This window comes from Vibrio mytili, from assembly GCF_000830505.1.
GTDB classification, from domain to species: Bacteria; Pseudomonadota; Gammaproteobacteria; order Enterobacterales; family Vibrionaceae; genus Vibrio; species Vibrio mytili.
The window spans coordinates 274,398-290,356 of the sequence record NZ_JXOK01000004.1 but is presented as its reverse complement, the minus strand read 5'-3'; the positions used below and the strand labels follow the sequence as shown (position 1 = coordinate 290,356).

Annotated in this window: 11 protein-coding genes and 2 pseudogenes; 4 read left to right on the top strand and 9 right to left on the bottom strand. The window is 44.6% G+C overall.

The annotated features are described in order from the left end of the window. Positions 1 to 19 precede the first annotated feature (19 nt). From SU60_RS22815 to solA, 4 genes are all read right to left on the bottom strand, one after another. A complete protein-coding gene (locus tag SU60_RS22815) occupies positions 20 to 670 on the bottom strand; it encodes a diguanylate cyclase domain-containing protein (protein ID WP_425337365.1) in 651 nt (216 codons plus the stop codon). 312 nt (positions 671 to 982) lie between these two features. Then, positions 983 to 1,162 carry a hypothetical protein gene (locus tag SU60_RS01800; protein WP_041154039.1) on the bottom strand — a complete coding sequence of 60 codons (180 nt, stop codon included), beginning with the start codon at positions 1,160 to 1,162 and terminating at the stop codon, positions 983 to 985. 92 nt (positions 1,163 to 1,254) lie between these two features. Beyond that, a complete protein-coding gene (gene katG / locus SU60_RS01795; protein ID WP_052481450.1) occupies positions 1,255 to 3,387 on the bottom strand; it encodes a catalase/peroxidase HPI in 2,133 nt (710 codons plus the stop codon). Positions 3,388 to 3,952: 565 nt separating this feature from the next. Beyond that, complete coding sequence (gene solA / locus SU60_RS01790) at positions 3,953 to 5,089, bottom strand: N-methyl-L-tryptophan oxidase (protein WP_041154037.1); 1,137 nt, start codon at positions 5,087 to 5,089, stop codon at positions 3,953 to 3,955. Between the two features lie 647 nt (positions 5,090 to 5,736). On the opposite strand from solA, the gene SU60_RS01785 reads away from it, so the two are divergent. After that, the gene (locus SU60_RS01785; RefSeq protein ID WP_041154036.1) at positions 5,737 to 7,086 is read left to right on the top strand and encodes an alpha-amylase family protein; all 1,350 of its coding nucleotides are present in this window, start codon (positions 5,737 to 5,739) and stop codon (positions 7,084 to 7,086) included. A 117-nt stretch (positions 7,087 to 7,203) separates the two neighbouring features. Here SU60_RS01785 and SU60_RS01780 read toward each other — a convergent pair whose 3' ends face one another. Continuing rightward, a complete protein-coding gene (locus SU60_RS01780) occupies positions 7,204 to 7,629 on the bottom strand; it encodes a universal stress protein (protein ID WP_041154035.1) in 426 nt (141 codons plus the stop codon). A 352-nt stretch (positions 7,630 to 7,981) separates the two neighbouring features. Next, entirely contained in the window at positions 7,982 to 8,950 is a 969-nt protein-coding gene (locus SU60_RS01775; protein ID WP_041154034.1) for a porin, read from the bottom strand. Positions 8,951 to 9,294: 344 nt separating this feature from the next. Between SU60_RS01775 and SU60_RS01770 the strand changes: the two genes are divergently transcribed. After that, positions 9,295 to 9,909: a fumarylacetoacetate hydrolase family protein gene (locus SU60_RS01770; RefSeq protein ID WP_041154033.1), complete on the top strand. Its 615-nt coding sequence runs from the start codon at positions 9,295 to 9,297 to the stop codon at positions 9,907 to 9,909. Between the two features lies 1 nt (position 9,910). Here the strand turns inward: SU60_RS01770 and SU60_RS01765 are convergent, their stop codons facing one another. The 3 genes and pseudogenes from SU60_RS01765 to SU60_RS01755 all read right to left on the bottom strand — a co-directional run bounded on the left by SU60_RS01765 (position 9,911) and on the right by SU60_RS01755 (position 12,832). Continuing rightward, complete coding sequence (locus SU60_RS01765) at positions 9,911 to 10,222, bottom strand: AzlD domain-containing protein (RefSeq protein ID WP_041154032.1); 312 nt, start codon at positions 10,220 to 10,222, stop codon at positions 9,911 to 9,913. Beyond that, positions 10,219 to 10,931: pseudogene (locus SU60_RS01760) on the bottom strand (AzlC family ABC transporter permease). Before SU60_RS01760 ends, SU60_RS01765 begins: the two are co-directional and overlap by 4 nt. Positions 10,932 to 11,137: 206 nt before the next feature. Beyond that, positions 11,138 to 12,832 carry a phospho-sugar mutase gene (locus SU60_RS01755; protein WP_041154031.1) on the bottom strand — a complete coding sequence of 565 codons (1,695 nt, stop codon included), beginning with the start codon at positions 12,830 to 12,832 and terminating at the stop codon, positions 11,138 to 11,140. A 327-nt stretch (positions 12,833 to 13,159) separates the two neighbouring features. Between SU60_RS01755 and coxB the strand changes: the two genes are divergently transcribed. Together coxB and ctaD are read left to right on the top strand one after the other, a co-directional pair. Continuing rightward, the gene (gene coxB / locus SU60_RS01750) at positions 13,160 to 14,323 is read left to right on the top strand and encodes a cytochrome c oxidase subunit II (RefSeq protein WP_041154030.1); all 1,164 of its coding nucleotides are present in this window, start codon (positions 13,160 to 13,162) and stop codon (positions 14,321 to 14,323) included. Then, positions 14,320 to 15,959, top strand: a pseudogene (gene ctaD / locus SU60_RS01745) (cytochrome c oxidase subunit I). The gene coxB and the pseudogene ctaD overlap by 4 nt, the downstream one beginning before the upstream one ends.

The window sequence follows — 15,959 nt, the reverse complement described above, 5'->3', positions numbered from 1 at the left end:
TTCGTTTTTTTAGCTTCATTCAGTGCATTTTTCGCGGATTGTATAAGCTTTTTGGCGTTTTCACCGTCTGCGGGGTAAATGCTACGCCAATACAGCAGGTCGTTTCAATACCGTACCGATGAGCACATTGATTAACCTGTTGTTGGATATAAGATAAATACTTGTCTGTTGAGATTTCTTGGTCAAGCTTGGTAAAGCTAGCAAATGCGTCGACATGTATACGAGAAGAAAAATGCTTAGTTGAAGACGCACTATCGATTATATCGGCAATGTCTTTTAAAAAGTTGTTCGTATCGTCAAAGCCTAAGCTGGCTGACGCTGAATTAAAGTTATCGATATCCAGTATGTACAGGATTTTCTTTTTATTAGAGGTGGCGTGATTCAGTTTCACATCGAGGTTACGATAAAAAACGCTAGGGCTATTGAGCCCTGTGACGCGGTCGAGATCATCTGCTGCTCTTAGCTCGCGGATATTGCTGTATATGAGACCCCAGAGCATCAGTGATGTTAAAACGACAAAAGTCCCGCCTTTAATCGATTGAGCTAATGTGTAATGTTCAATATTGGTAAAGATTTTTTCAACGGCGAGATCGGAAAAAAGTATCCAAATTAATGAAAATATCAGGTAGGCGAATACGACTTTGAAAGAAGAAAACTTTGCCGTGTCCATATATAATTTTCCTGGAGCAAGTTCTTAACTAGGAGGTGTTATTCTTATTTTTATAACTCTAGGTTATATTAACTAAGAAACTATCGCAATGCCGTATCTCACTTTTTGTGATTAACGTAGAATGATATTTCTTTCTTATTTCAGAGACTTGCATTGACTCTAAGTGTTTTGAAAGTGAGAATATCTCATCGGATGTCTATGGTGCAGAGTTTATGTTTGAAGAGCAACGAAGCCTAATATCCAACAGTGTTGATATGGTGGGTAGTTAGCAAGAGTAAAGGGGAAGAAGATTTACAATCTTAAAAAATGCTTTTAATGTTTACGACTAATGAATGCGGCTATAATTAAGCCGAGTCCAATACCTGCAATAAGGGCTCCTACGAATATCAGGGCAGAGTATTGAACAAAAATGATGCCGACGCCAAGTCCAAGTAAGGTCCCTCCACCGATTGCCCAATTGCTTCTATCTTTGTTATGAGTTTCACTGACCATCTTGCTGCTCCTTATGTTGTATCTGTTATGATTATAGCGAACATAAAAAACTCCCGCGTTAAGCGGGAGCTGATGAATACTAAAACGATGAATTATGCCAAATCGAATCGATCCGCGTTCATCACTTTTGTCCAGGCTGCAACGAAGTCTTTAATGAACTTCTCTTGGTTATCATCTTGAGCATACACTTCTGCGTATGAGCGCAAGATTGAATTTGAACCGAATACCAAGTCTACACGTGTCGCTGTCCACTTCGCTTCGCCCGTCTTACGGTCACAAATGTCGTAAGAGTTGCGACCTGTTGGCTTCCATGTGTAGGCCATATCCGTTAGGTTGACGAAGAAGTCATTGGTTAGTGTACCAACATGGTCCGTAAATACACCGTGCTGAGTGCCACCGTGGTTAGTACCAAGTACACGCATACCACCGAATAGTACTGTCATTTCCGGCGCCGTTAGACCAAGTAGTTGTGCACGATCGAGCAGCAATTCTTCTGGTTTGACTGCGTAATGCTGTTTTTGCCAGTTGCGGAAGCCATCGGCAAGTGGTTCTAGTACGTCAAACGATTCAACGTCGGTTTGAGCTTGGGTTGCATCCCCACGACCCGGCGCAAATGGTACTTTGAAATCGTAACCCGCTGCTTTAATTGCTTTCTCCAAACCGACATTACCTGCAAGTACAATGGTATCTGCAATGCTAATTCCGGACTCTTCAGCAATCGGTGTTAGAACGTTGAGCACTTTATCAAGACGCTCAGGTTCGTTACCTTCCCACGTATTTTGTGGCGCTAGACGAATACGTGCACCATTTGCACCGCCACGAAGATCCGATTGACGGAAAGTGCGTGCGCTGTCCCAAGCGGTTGAGACTAATTCGGAAACATTCAGATCCGTCGCAGCGATTTTTGCTTTAACTGCATCAACATCGTAGTTTGTGACGCCCGCTGGGATTGGATCTTGCCAAATTAAGTCTTCTGCTGGCACATCAGGTCCAACGTAGCGAGCTTTTGGTCCTAAATCACGGTGAGTCAGTTTGAACCAAGCGCGAGCAAATACTTCATTGAAGTAATCTTGATCTTGGTAGAAGCGCTCAGAGATCTTGCGATATTCTGGATCGACTTTCAGCGCCATGTCCGCATCGGTCATCATTGGATTGTAACGGATTGAAGGATCTTCAACATCGACAGGTTTGTCTTCTTCAGCAATGTCGACGGGCTCGTACTGCCACGCGCCTGCCGGGCTTTTGGTTAGTTGCCATTCATGTTCTAGCAACATTTTGAAGAAACCGTTATCCCACTGAGTAGGGTGACTAGTCCAAGCGCCTTCCACGCCACTGGTGACTGTGTTGCGACCGATACCACGAGATTTGTGGTTCATCCAGCCCAAGCCTTGCTCTTCAACGTCTGCGCCTTCAGGATCAGGGCCAAGCTCAGATGCATCGCCGTTACCGTGTGCTTTACCGACGGTATGACCACCAGCTGTTAGCGCGACGGTTTCTTCGTCGTTCATTGCCATACGAGCAAAGGTATCACGCATATCTGCCGCTGTTTTAAGAGGATCAGGGTTGCCATCAACACCTTCAGGATTTACATAAATCAAGCCCATCATCACAGCGGCGAGCGGATTCTCAAGATCGCGTTCTCCAGAGTAACGGGTACCTTCACTGCCACTTGGCGCTAACCATTCTTTTTCAGAGCCCCAATAAATGTCTTTTTCTGGGTGCCAAATGTCTTCGCGGCCGAAAGCAAAACCGAACGTTTTCAGACCCATAGATTCATACGCCATGTTACCGGCAAGAATTATTAAATCTGCCCAACTGATTTTGTTGCCGTATTTTTTCTTGATTGGCCACAGTAAACGTCGCGCTTTATCTAGGTTGCCGTTATCTGGCCATGAGTTAAGAGGCGCAAAGCGTTGGTTACCCGTTGATGCACCGCCTCGACCATCGGCTGTACGATAACTCCCCGCGGAGTGCCATGCCATACGGATCATTAAGCCACCATAATGTCCCCAGTCTGCTGGCCACCAATCTTGGCTGTCGGTCATTAGCGCTTTTAAATCGTTTTTTAGTGCTTCTACATCGAGTGTTTTTAGCGCCTCTCTGTAGCTAAATTTTTCACCTAGAGGATTTGTTTTCTTGTCATGCTGATGAAGTATGTCAAGGTTCAATGCATTCGGCCACCAATCCATCACCGTTGAACCTGCGGAGGTCATGCTGCCGTGCATCACCGGCACTTTCCTACTGAACTGCTATCACTGTTATTCATAGAGCATCCTTTTTTGTAAGATGTACTTTTATATTTAATAAATGAAAAATTTTAAAATTCTTTAAGTTCTTGGAATTTTATTTACTAAATAGATTAACTACATTTAATTCACTTCAAGAAGAATTTTAGTAATTATTATTGCATTGGTCACATTATTTATGACGATTGATTCAATAAGTAAAACCTATCATTCGCGAGGAGAATGATAGCAAGATGACTAATTTTTTTAGGGAGAATAAAAGGTATTTTATTAACAGTTAGTGGTCGGTTTTTGCAACATTAAGGTGTAATAATTTGTTTCAACTTTATGAAAAGTATAATTAAATTAATTTTCACGAACTTTTCGTTTGAAGTTTACTCGGCCTGACCATGTAAAGAATGAGGAATCGATATAGGAAAAATCACCGATGTTGGTTTATCGGTGACTTATTTTTTGTTTCAACACATGTTTGCAATTTCGACAACGTGTTTTAATTTATTTCATTGTTCTCTTTCAGTCCGGATGTCGCCGTCTTGCTATTATTTTAACGTAACACTTCATTGAATCGATTAATTGTGAACATTGAAAGGTCAAACTCAACGGGTTTATCTAGTGCTAGATCTGCGACCACTTCGCCAATGGCGCTGGCAAACTTAAATCCATGACCTGAAAAGCCAGAGGCTATGATGACATTTGGGTTGCTCGGGTGCCTATCGATAAGAAAATGTTCGTCCGGTGTTCTGGTGTACATGCAGGTTTTCCCAAACTTAATTGAGCCGACGTTAGGCATGTGCTTACTCAATAGCTGTTCAAGATCGGCATCGTCTACAGATTGAATAAAAGGCGAGATTTCGACATTTGGGTCTTGCTCTTCGCCTAAGTCATGGCGGCCTATCTTTAAGCCCGCACCATCAATACTCGGGAACCCATAATAGATACCTTCTTGAGTGACGAACGAAAACGCTGGGAAGTTTCCTTCTCCATACAGTGTTTCTGGTGCGTTATACCAAGCAAATGTTTTACGTACAGGCGTGACCGGAAGATTGAGGCCCAACATTTCAAGTAAATCATTTGACCAAGCACCAACCGAGACGATGAGTTTCTCGGCTTGGAATGTTTTCCCGTTCGCTAACACGTGAATCTCGTTATCTTCAAGTTGGACGTCAGAGACTTTGTGATAGGGCATGAGCGTGGCTCCCTCGGCGATTGCCAAATCACGATATGCTTGAATACACGCTTCGCATTTCAATACTCCTGAATTGGATTCAAAACAGGCGACATATTTCGCAGGAATATTCAGGCCGTGATAACGTTGATTCGCTTCGTCTGCCGTTAGGATTTCTACTGGAAGCTGGTAGCGTTCTGCACTGGCAGTCAGCATGGATATGAAGGGAGAACTGCGTTTGCCGATGTTCAGCACGCCCGTTTTTAAAAACAGAGATTGTCCAGAAAGTTGTTCCAATTCTTCCCATCTTTTCTGCGCTTGCAGCGCTAAAGGAACATAACCTTCGCCCTCTCCATAAGCGTGCCGAATAATTCGTGTTTCACCGTGATGACTTGCATTAGAGTGAGGAGGATCAAAGGCGTCGAGAAGCAGCACCTTTTTACCTTGCTTAGCTAAAAAATATCCGGCTGACATTCCCATTGAACCTGCGCCGACGACAACGACATCGTATTGCATTTAGTACTCCGTTAGTGTGTAAGCCTCATCCTTGCAATTCAGTATGGCGGTGAAAGTCATCTTGAGGCGATTCGGTGTGGAAATGCAATGTTAAAAGTATTGATGTTCCTGTGCAATAAACGGAAAGATTTAGTGGTAGAAACCGTTTCAACAAGGGTAAGGTGTAGTTAATCTCATATCGTGTATGTTGTTCTGCATTTTTCTATTTTTAGATGTAATTTTCCGATTTTTACTCTGCGGGAGCGCTTTCCTTCTCCCCAAATGTGACCCAGTTAATCATTTCCACTTTCTATGATGTGTCGATCAATGAGTCGCAAAGTGTGAGTTGCAACTAAGACTCTTGGAGGGGGCGTATAAGTATTTGTATCGGCATGAATGAATATTGAGACAAGTCTAATTTAAAACAATGAGTTAGAATGAATTTTTGTTTGGTTCTAGTTCGCCAAACGTACAAATCGAGCCTAAGTGTTTACCCGCGAGTGGTAAGGAGGAGCAACTACGCCTTAATTTTCAGCCTCGAGTAAACGATAAAAGGGTGAGGGCGTCTTTCGAATAGCACTTATAATTTAATTTAGATTATTGAATTCACTCACAAAGAAAAACGAACAAAACAACTGATCGTGAGTGGACGCGACTAGGAGAAAACCATGAGTGGCTTACAGGAAACACAATCAGCGGGTGCGAATGTCATTCTGCATGCATTTGATTGGAAGTATGCTGACATTGCCCAACGTGCAGAAGAGATTAGCAAGCTAGGATACGGTTCTGTTCTTATCTCTCCACCAATGAAAAGTGCTGTCGAGGAGCCTTGGTGGCAACGTTATCAGCCTCAAGACTATCGAGTGATAGAGAATGCATTAGGTAACACAAAAGATTTCATCCATATGGTGAAAGAGCTCGAACGTTTTGGTGTTCTTGTTTATGCAGATGTAGTGTTCAACCACATGGCAAACGAATCACATTTACGCCGAGATCTCCAATATCCGCGTCAAGAGGTGATAGAAGAATATCAGCGCGATTCAGAAAAGTACGAATCGCTTAAATTGTTTGGTGATTTGTCCCAGCCACTTTTTGACGAGAAGCATTTTGTTTTGGCGTTTGGGATAAAAAACTGGAAAGACAAATGGCAAGTGCAAAATGGCCGAATCACTGGTGGCCCTAAAGATCCTGGCCTACCAACCTTGCGGGTGTGTGACCATGTTGTTGAGCAACAACAAGCCTTTTTAAAAGCATTGAAAGCGATCGGTGTTAAAGGATTTCGTATTGATGCGGCCAAACATATGTCGTTGGAACATTTAAAACGGGTTTGGTCAGATGATATTACTCAAGATGTTCACATTTTTGGTGAGATCATTACGGACGGTGGGGCAACGGAAGAGGAGTATAAGTTGTTTCTCGAACCTTATTTGGAAGAAACAAGTTTGTGTGCCTATGATTTTCCTTTATTTACCACTATTTACAAAGCCTTCGCAGAAGGGGGCAGTTTGACGTGGTTGATCGATCCGTACTGTTTTGGCCAGGCGTTGTCTCCCGGACGTGCCATCACTTTTGTGGTGACACATGACATTCCGAATAATGATGTTTTTCTTGATCTCGTTATGGATGAAGACGATGAGTGGCTTGCCTATGCCTACATACTAGGCCGAGATGGTGGCGTACCTCTCATTTACACTGATTTAGATACCAGCGGAATTTCAGGGAAAGATGGGAAGCCAAGATGGCAACGGGCGTGGAATGATCCGAGAATGGCGAAGATGATTCAATTCCACAATTTGGTCCACGGACAATCGATGACGGTTTTGGAAGGCAATGATGATCTGTTGGTTCTAAAACGCGGTAATGCAGGCATCGTGGTACTGAATAAATCTTCTCGACCTCAATCCTTCTCGATAGACACCGAGTTTGATTGGATAGACATGATGTCGGATTTACACGTTTGTTGCGGAACTGAGATTCAAGTGCCTGCAAAATCATCGATGTTGTTCATCCCCGCCTAGAAATATTAGAAAGATGAAAAAACCAGTAGCGATCTATGCTACTGGTTTTTTCAAATAGCGAGCCATTTTTGTCGATAAGATCATTTCTACTGATTCAGTAACCTTCAATCGGTCCCTTTAGTCATGAATCGGTACGACTAAAATGTCCACGGGAGATTTATTGATCAGGTGTCTTGAATAGGAGATCAGCTTACTCCACAAATCGTGGTGGTGACCGCAGATCAAAAGATCGACGTCTTGCTCTTTAATGGTGACTTCCAGTTTGTCAGCTAAGTCACCAGTACCGACAAAGAAATGTTTGAGCGGGTAGTCCATATAGTCACTGAACGTTTTGAGGCTTTCCATTGAATACTCGTTCAACGGTCGCTGATCAGGCTGTGCTTTTATATCAACAAGTTCACGATAGATCTCACCGTGTGTGCCGTCGATATGAATGAATGAAATATCGGAATCGAAATAGTTAGCCATTGATACCGCTCGGTCGATCAACACTGTACTTTCATCAGACAGCTCGAGTGCGACCAAAATATGTTTGTATTTCATAACCACGCCCTTATATGGATGATGTTCACCTTAAGCATAGTATGAGTTGGGGAATAATTGTGTCGATAAGCTCTCGAAACTGTTCATATTTATTAAGAAAGTTAATGATTAAAAGACTTGTGTTTAGAGAAGCTTGTTTTATGGAGCCTAAGCTAGCCGCCCAGTAAATGTTGTTTCTTAGATGTAATGGCTTTATGCAGAACAACCTCTATTTGTATAAAACCGATTAGTGATAATTACGTCGCTTTCTTATACCAGCGCCAATGTGAGTAATGTTCATTGCAATAAAAACGCAGCGTTCCTGCTGCGTTTTTACGTTACTTATGATTGTTTACGCTAAGTTCACCCACGATTAAAAATCGTAACGAACACCTAAGCGTAGCGTATCTTCGCCTTCGATGACTTTGCCGTCTTGATCTTTCTCTTCATCAAGTTGGTTGAAGTAGTAAGACAGGTAAGTGCGGAAATTGCTGTTCAACTTGTAGTATCCAGCAAGTTCGAAACCGTCTACAGCATCGTATTCACTTGCGCCGTCAGGATCGTTCTCTTGGAATGTGTACATACCGGCAATGGTCACTTTGCTGGCAACTTTGTAGGTAGCTGCGATCTCGTAGGCAGTAAAGTCTTCAGAATCATCTAATGAGCCTTGAGAGTAAGTACCAGCAAGATATAGGTTATCCATTGAGTAGGCGATACCACCAAGGATTTGATCTTCTGAGTTATCTGCATCAACATCACCACCAGAGTAGGCTAAACCTAGGTCTAAGCCCATAGGTAGCGAGTACATGCCCGATAGACCGTATTTGTCTGAGTCTTCATCAGAGTTCGCTTGGTATGTTGCTTGAACCTTTAGCGCATCAAACTCACCACGGTATGCGAATACACTGTCTTGTTTATCAGATGAAGAATCAATGACTTGCTGAACACCTGAAAACTCGGTGATATCCGTCATGTCAGAGATGATTACCGCAGCCATGTCTTGGCGGCCGACTGAGAAATCGCCAGCTTCAGTACCGACACCCGCATACATGTAGCGGTTTTTGAATTCACTCTCGCCTGTTTTTTGTTCTGCTTCGTAAACACCGAATGCGGAAAGGCCGTTACCGATATCGGTTTTGCCTTTTAGATTTACACGAGCACGGCTTTTGTCTTTCATTGTGCCTTCAACTTCTTCACCGCCAGAGCCAATGAAGTCACCACGGAACTCCACACGACCACCGACTTTTAGCTCAGTGCCGTCATTGTCGTAAACGGTTGCTGCGAAAGATGGAGCGGTTACCAATGCTGAAAGAATTGCAGTAGCTAATGCTGCTTGTTTCATTTTCTTATTACCCTAGTCGTTATTAATAGGCTTTCTTGCCTGATGTGTTGACGCTAAGGTAAAGGGAAAAAATGAACGAGAGATGTCCGTTACATGATGATTTTATTTCATTTTTATTTATGGAAGGCGTTGTGTTCCATCAGTTTTGTGAATAAGTAATCGTCGAACAGTGCAACCAGTTTAAGTGTGTGAGAGAGCCAATCACCGCGATCTTATTCTCAATCTTAAAAACACTCAAAAAAACGAGTCGAATGTCTTATTTTTAACATTTAAGGTAAGAGAAGCAGTGTCGTCACAATAAGTGATTAGATTATCATGATGCTTTTGAGTTTCAGGGAAGAGTCATGAGCAAGATCCAACAAGAGGAAAGCCAAATCGAAGTCGGTAAGGTGGTATGTGTCGGGCGCAATTATGTCGAGCATATTCAAGAGCTTGATAACGCAATACCGGAGCAGATGGTGGTGTTTAACAAACCTTCTACCTCCATATCGACGACCTTAAGTTCGTTTCATCAAGAACCTTTGCATTATGAAGCTGAAATTTGTTTCCTGATTGAAAATGGGCAGTATGCAGCCGTCGGTTTAGGATTAGATCTGACTAAGCGTGGGCTGCAATCCATACTAAAAAAACAGGGACTTCCTTGGGAGAGGGCGAAAGCGTTCGACGGTTCCGCTGTTTTTGGACGTTTCATTTCTCTTGAGGGATTAGATATTCATGATCTCAACCTAGAGCTGTTGATCAATTGTGTTCATGTTCAAAAAGGGCACGTTAAGCACATGCTTTATCCGCCGCTAACGATTTTGGAAGAGTTAAGCAGTTATACAACATTGGAAGATGGTGATGTGGTAATGACTGGAACGCCAAAAGGCGTTGGGGAAGTGCATAAAGGTGACGTTTTTCTCGGCCGACTGAAGTGTGGCGACGTCACCTTGTTAGAAACGGAATGGGTGGCGAGCTAGGCTAGAATAAGAGCCTGAGTACAAGAAACAAGACCATACTTACTATCGTTGTGAGTAATACGTTTTTGGTCAAATAGGCAATTAAAACGGCGACGAGCGCGGCTAGTAAGAACGGATTCTGTACTTCCAGGCTGAGCTCTCCGTCGGGCATAAACACGATAGGAGCCCAAATTGCGGTAAGTACTGCAGGGCTTGCGTAGTTCAGCACTTTTTGCGTCCTCATCCCTAACCGTAGCGGCAGCTTTGGTTCGAGAAACAGGTAACGGCTAATAAACACCAGAACCGTCATAAGCAATATCGATAGCATGATCATTGGCGAGGCTCCTTGAACTGCTCTACAAAATAACCACTTAACATCGACACGAGACTTGCGATCATTAAGCTGCCTTCTACCTGGTAATAAGTCAGGGTGACGGAGGTGATCAACGCCACCACTACGCTTGTCAGTACGGCGAGATTTTTTATGGTGGGCACGACAATCGCGATAAACGTGGCGGCTACCGCAAATTCGAGCCCGATCTCATTCAGTTCTGGTATTAGGCTACCCGCAACAATGCCAGTGAGTGTGGCAAGGTTCCAAACCAAATAAAAGCTCAAACCTGCCCCAAGTGCATACCAGCGATTAAACTGTTTGTCACAGTGATGACCCACAATAGCAAACAATTCGTCGGTTAATAGGAATCCGAGTGATAACCGCCACTTGAGAGGAAGTGGCGAGATCTTGCCGCGCATGGAGACGCTGTAGAGGAAGTGTCGTGACGTGATAAAAAACGTGGTAAGCAACATAGTGACCAGACCGGCGCCAGCTTTTATCATGCCCATCGCAACGAGCTGAGCTGAACCAGCAAATAAGATCGCAGACAGGGCCTGTCCCTCGATAGGCTGAGTCCGCTATCAATAGCAAAAGAGCCAGCGAGTAACCCCCAGGGAAGTACCGCGATGCTAAGTGGCAGCATAGCTATTGTTCCTTGCCAAAACAGTGCGGCTTTTGATTCTTGCTCTAAAGGCAATGTATTTTCCATAATTTATGTGCAGTAATTTCTAATATTTTATTGAGAATTGAAACAGCCAGATGATCAAATACTTATTCGGACAGACCCTAGAGTAATTCGTTGTCTCAAAAACAACAAGAGGCACATCATGTGCCTCTTGTTGTTCGTTCACACATATCCCTTTACTACTTGCCGCCTACCTGTAATTCCAAGTAGTTTGGGTAGACATCGCGTGCTTATAGGCTTTGCTGATGCGCCTCAATCAGAGTATTCATCTTGTCTTCAGCGGCCTGTTGAGCTTGCACATAGGTCATGTTATTCGGAAAATCTGTAATCACTTCGTAGTAGCATTTCAGCTTAGGCTCGGTGCCTGATGGGCGCACGATCACGCGTGATTGATCATCTAAGTGGTAAATCAACACGTCACTTGCTGGTAAGTGAATTGTCTCTTGTGAACCGTCGTCATAATGCCTAATCGATGTTTTTAGGTCTTCCGTTATCAGGACTTGTTTACCCGCGATTGCTTTAGGTGGATTGGCGCGCAATTTGTCACCGATAGGTGGTGAGTTTGGATCCAGCGCAATACTGCGTTGCGCGTTAAAGTAGAAACCGTGCTGGCGGTAAAGTGCTTCTAATTTATCCCAAAGTGTTTTTCCTTGCGCTTTAAGTTTTCCGGTTAATTGCGAAAATGCGACAATCGCAGACAGGCCATCTTTATCCCACACTGTGTTGCCAACGGTATAGCCAAGAGCTTCTTCGTAGGCGAACAAAAAAGGATGTTGTTCCGTCTCTTTCTCCATGGCGACATTCGTCAGCCACTTGAAACCGGTTAGGGTTTGGTAGTACTCGGCTCCGTGCGCTTTGGCGATACTGCTTAACAGACGGGAAGAGACGATGGTATTCCCAACCAATGAATTAGGTTGTTGCTCCAACAAGTAGTCACCAAACAGTGAGCCAACTTGGTCGCCCGTTAACATTTGGTATTCACCATCGGCGCGCTTTACGGCTACCGCGAAGCGGTCTGCATCAGGGTCATTGGCGCAGGCGATATCCGCATCAACAGATTTACCAAGCGCCATGACCATGTCCATTGCGCCCGCTTCTTCTGGGTTCGGAAAGTTCACGGTTGGAAAGGTGCCGTCGGGTTCACGCTGTTCCGCAACACTCGCCACTTTCTTAAAGCCAGCGTCCGCTAATAGGGTTTCTGCCATTTCTGCCCCAACGCCATGCATCGCAGTATAGGCGATAGAAATGTCCGTATTGTTGTCAGCGTTAAGAAGCGAGCTCGCGTTAATCGTGTCGCGATAAGTTTGGTAATAGTCATCGTTCAGCCAAACCAGTAATCCGTGAAGCTTCGCATCATCAAGTGACATGAGTGGTAAAGGTTTAGTGGTTGCTTCTTCAATTTTGTCTGCAATGCCGGAGTCATGGGGAGGAATGATTTGCGCCCCATTTTCCCAGTAGACTTTGAAACCATTGTATTCTGGCGGATTATGGCTTGCTGTTACCACTACGGCTGCTGCAGCATTAAGTTCACGAACGCCAAAGGCAACGATAGGGGTAGCTGCGACTTTATGAGTTAGGTACACCTTGATTCCCTGAGCTGTCAGTACCGACGCGGTATCATGTGCGAACTGTTTAGAATCTGGTCGGCCATCGTAGCCTATGACGACGCCACGAGAGCGAGCCTCTTCTACCTGTTCTATCAAATAGTGACCAAGGCCAGTAGCCGTTTCTTGAATGACCAGTCGGTTCATACGGTTTGGACCGGCACCGACCTTGCCGCGAAGCCCCGCGGTCCCAAACGCTAGTCGAGACCCAAAGCGATCACTCAGTTCTGCTTCATCTTGAATGTCGATGAGGTGCTGGAGTTCTTCACGGGTTTTAGGATCCGGATCTCGTTCTAGCCATTTATCAATGAGTGCTGTCATATCTATTTTCCTTAGCAGGGGAGCCTACTGTTTCGACGCTTTTATTGTAGTCATGTCTTTGTGTCTCTGTGCTAATTAATGTAAATGGTTATCAATTCCAATTCAAAGAGGGCAATCGATAAACTGAAATTATTTTTTAGGTTTGAACAACATTTAATCGTGTTTTATTTCTTGAAGAACCTTAGAAGTATAACTAGCCTTTAACATAAATATAACAAACCGTATCCAAATCGCAGTTTCTGCGATTTTTCGTAAATTTGTTCGATATTTGCATCGAGACGCAAGGAAGCTCGCGCTGGCGTAGCGGCTGAGCAGAGGAGAGATCTTTTGAAAAGATTAGCAACTACTCTAGCCTTATCATTGAATGTGATGTTAATCACCTTTTCATCTTACACTTGGTCAAATGAAAGCAGCTACAACATGACCAAGGGCGTAACCGAAATCAGTGGGCAAGTGTATGAATTGCACATGCTTATTTTTTACATTTGTTGTGCGATTGCCCTAATCGTTTTTGGGGTAATGTTTTACTCCATTGTTCGTCACCGTAAGTCAAAAGGCGCGGTTGCCGCTCATTTTCATGAAAGCACTAAAGTCGAGATTATTTGGACGGTTATTCCGATCATCATCCTCGTTGCGATGGCTATTCCTGCGACCAAAACCTTAATAGCGATGGAAGATACCAGTCAATCTGACATTACAATAAAAATCACTGGCTCTCAGTGGAAGTGGCACTACAGCTATTTTGGTGAAGACGTCGAATTCTACAGTTTGCTTGCGACCAGCCAGAAGCAGATCGACGGAGTAGAAACCAAAGGCGCGCACTACCTCCTCGAAGTCGATAACCCGCTTGTTCTTCCAATACACCGCAAAGTGCGTTTTCTTCTTACTTCTGATGACGTCATTCACTCGTGGTGGGTGCCGGATTTTGCCGTGAAGAAAGACACGGTGCCAGGATTTATCAATGAAGCATGGACTCGGATTGATGAACCAGGCGTATATCGAGGCCAATGTGCAGAGTTGTGTGGCAGAGCACATGGCTTTATGCCAGTGGTCGTTCATGCCATGCCTGAAGACGAGTTTGATCAATGGCTGATGGCTAAGAAGGAAGAAATTGCATTACAGAAAGCGGCTGCACAAGAAGCGCTAACGCAAGATTTATCAATGGATGAATTAATGTCTCAAGGTGAAGCTATATACACTGCCCGCTGCGCAGTTTGTCACCAAGCGAGTGGTGAGGGTATTCCTGGGGCATTCCCAGCGATTAAGGGCAGTCCGGTAGCAACAGGTAATGTCGCAGAGCATATTGGCGTCGTTGTAAATGGCCGCCCAGGAACGGCGATGCAATCATTTGCTAACCAACTCAGTGACCAAGAAATTGCAGCCGTGATTACCTATCAGAGAAATGCGTGGGGTAATGACACGGGCGATACAGTTCAAGCTTCCGACGTCAATGCCTTTAAGGCACAAGGTAGTGCTAAGGAGGAAATATGAGTAAGCCAGCCGATAGAGTAGTGAAGTCTGCGCCAGTTGAAGCACAAACGTCTGCCAACTCTACGATTGCGATTGATGATGACCACGATGTACATCATGCTCCTAAAGGGATCGCACGTTGGTTGTATTCGACGAACCACAAAGACATTGGCACCTTATACCTCTGGTTTAGTTTTGCCATGTTCCTTACTGGTGGTGCGATGGCCATGGTGATTCGTGCTGAATTGTTTCAACCTGGCTTACAACTGGTTGAGCCTGAGTTCTTTAACCAAATGACCACCGTTCATGGTTTGGTGATGGTATTTGGTGCTGTGATGCCTGCATTTACGGGTCTGGCAAACTGGATGATTCCGATGATGATTGGCGCACCAGACATGGCACTGCCGCGTATGAACAACTTGAGCTTTTGGATCTTACCTTTTGCCTTTCTCATTTTACTGAGCTCGCTGTTTCTACCTGGCGGTGGCCCTAACTTTGGCTGGACATTCTACGCGCCGCTTTCTACCACGTATGGACCGGACAGCACTGCGCTGTTTGTATTCTCTATCCATATTATGGGGATCAGCTCAATCATGGGCGCGATTAACGTCATTGTGACCATCGTGAACATGCGAGCGCCAGGCATGACGTGGTTTAAAATGCCAATGTTTGTCTGGACATGGTTGATCACGGCATTTTTGTTGATTGCCGTTATGCCGGTTCTCGCGGGGGCGGTCACTATGGTACTTACCGATAAATACTTCGGGACTAGCTTCTTTGATGCGGCGGGTGGTGGTGACCCTGTCATGTTCCAGCATATTTTCTGGTTCTTTGGTCACCCAGAAGTGTACATCATGATCCTACCGTCATTTGGTATTGTCTCTGCCATCATTCCGGCGTTCAGTGGCAAAAAGCTGTTTGGCTATCATTCCATGGTTTACGCGACGTGCAGCATTGCTCTGTTGTCATTCCTTGTTTGGGCCCACCATATGTTTACAACGGCATGCCCGTATTTGCCGAAATCTTCTTCATGTACTGCACCATGCTGATCGCAGTTCCCACAGGTGTGAAAGTGTTTAACTGGGTCGCGACCATGTGGAGAGGCGCGTTGACCTTTGAAACGCCCATGCTGTTTGCTATCGCGTTTATTGTGCTATTCACCATTGGCGGCTTTTCAGGGTTGATGCTCGCTATTGTGCCGGCGGATTTCCAATATCACGATACCTATTTTGTTGTGGCGCACTTTCACTATGTCCTGGTTTCTGGCGCGGTATTTTCCATTATGGCGGCAGCGTATTACTGGTTGCCGAAATGGACCGGGCATATGTACGACCACAAGTTGAGCCTTTGGCATTTCTGGTGCTCGATTATTTCGGTCAATGTTCTCTTCTTCCCAATGCATTTCTTAGGACTGGCAGGAATGCCGAGACGGATTCCTGATTATGCCATTCAGTTTGCCGATGTGAATCAAATCGTCTCGATTGGCGGGTTTGCCTTTGGCCTCTCGCAACTGATCTTCCTTTGGTTGGTGATCAAATGCATTCGTGGTGGTGAAAAAGCCCCCGCGAAACCATGGGAACGTGCGGAAGGCCTTGAATGGACGGTTCCAAGCCCTGCACCTCATCATACGTTTACTACCCCACCCAAAGTGGATTAA

What these genes read in the sequence shown, in the direction of transcription:
- SU60_RS22815 (WP_425337365.1), bottom strand. Translation starts at nt 670, where the DNA reads ATGGACACGGCAAAGTTTTCTTCTTTCAAAGTCGTATTCGCCTACCTG.
- SU60_RS01800 (WP_041154039.1), bottom strand. Translation starts at nt 1,162, where the DNA reads ATGGTCAGTGAAACTCATAACAAAGATAGAAGCAATTGGGCAATCGGT.
- katG (WP_052481450.1), bottom strand. Translation starts at nt 3,387, where the DNA reads ATGCACGGCAGCATGACCTCCGCAGGTTCAACGGTGATGGATTGGTGG.
- solA (WP_041154037.1), bottom strand. Translation starts at nt 5,089, where the DNA reads ATGCAATACGATGTCGTTGTCGTCGGCGCAGGTTCAATGGGAATGTCA.
- SU60_RS01785 (WP_041154036.1), top strand. Translation starts at nt 5,737, where the DNA reads ATGAGTGGCTTACAGGAAACACAATCAGCGGGTGCGAATGTCATTCTG.
- SU60_RS01780 (WP_041154035.1), bottom strand. Translation starts at nt 7,629, where the DNA reads ATGAAATACAAACATATTTTGGTCGCACTCGAGCTGTCTGATGAAAGT.
- SU60_RS01775 (WP_041154034.1), bottom strand. Translation starts at nt 8,950, where the DNA reads ATGAAACAAGCAGCATTAGCTACTGCAATTCTTTCAGCATTGGTAACC.
- SU60_RS01770 (WP_041154033.1), top strand. Translation starts at nt 9,295, where the DNA reads ATGAGCAAGATCCAACAAGAGGAAAGCCAAATCGAAGTCGGTAAGGTG.
- SU60_RS01765 (WP_041154032.1), bottom strand. Translation starts at nt 10,222, where the DNA reads ATGATCATGCTATCGATATTGCTTATGACGGTTCTGGTGTTTATTAGC.
- SU60_RS01755 (WP_041154031.1), bottom strand. Translation starts at nt 12,832, where the DNA reads ATGACAGCACTCATTGATAAATGGCTAGAACGAGATCCGGATCCTAAA.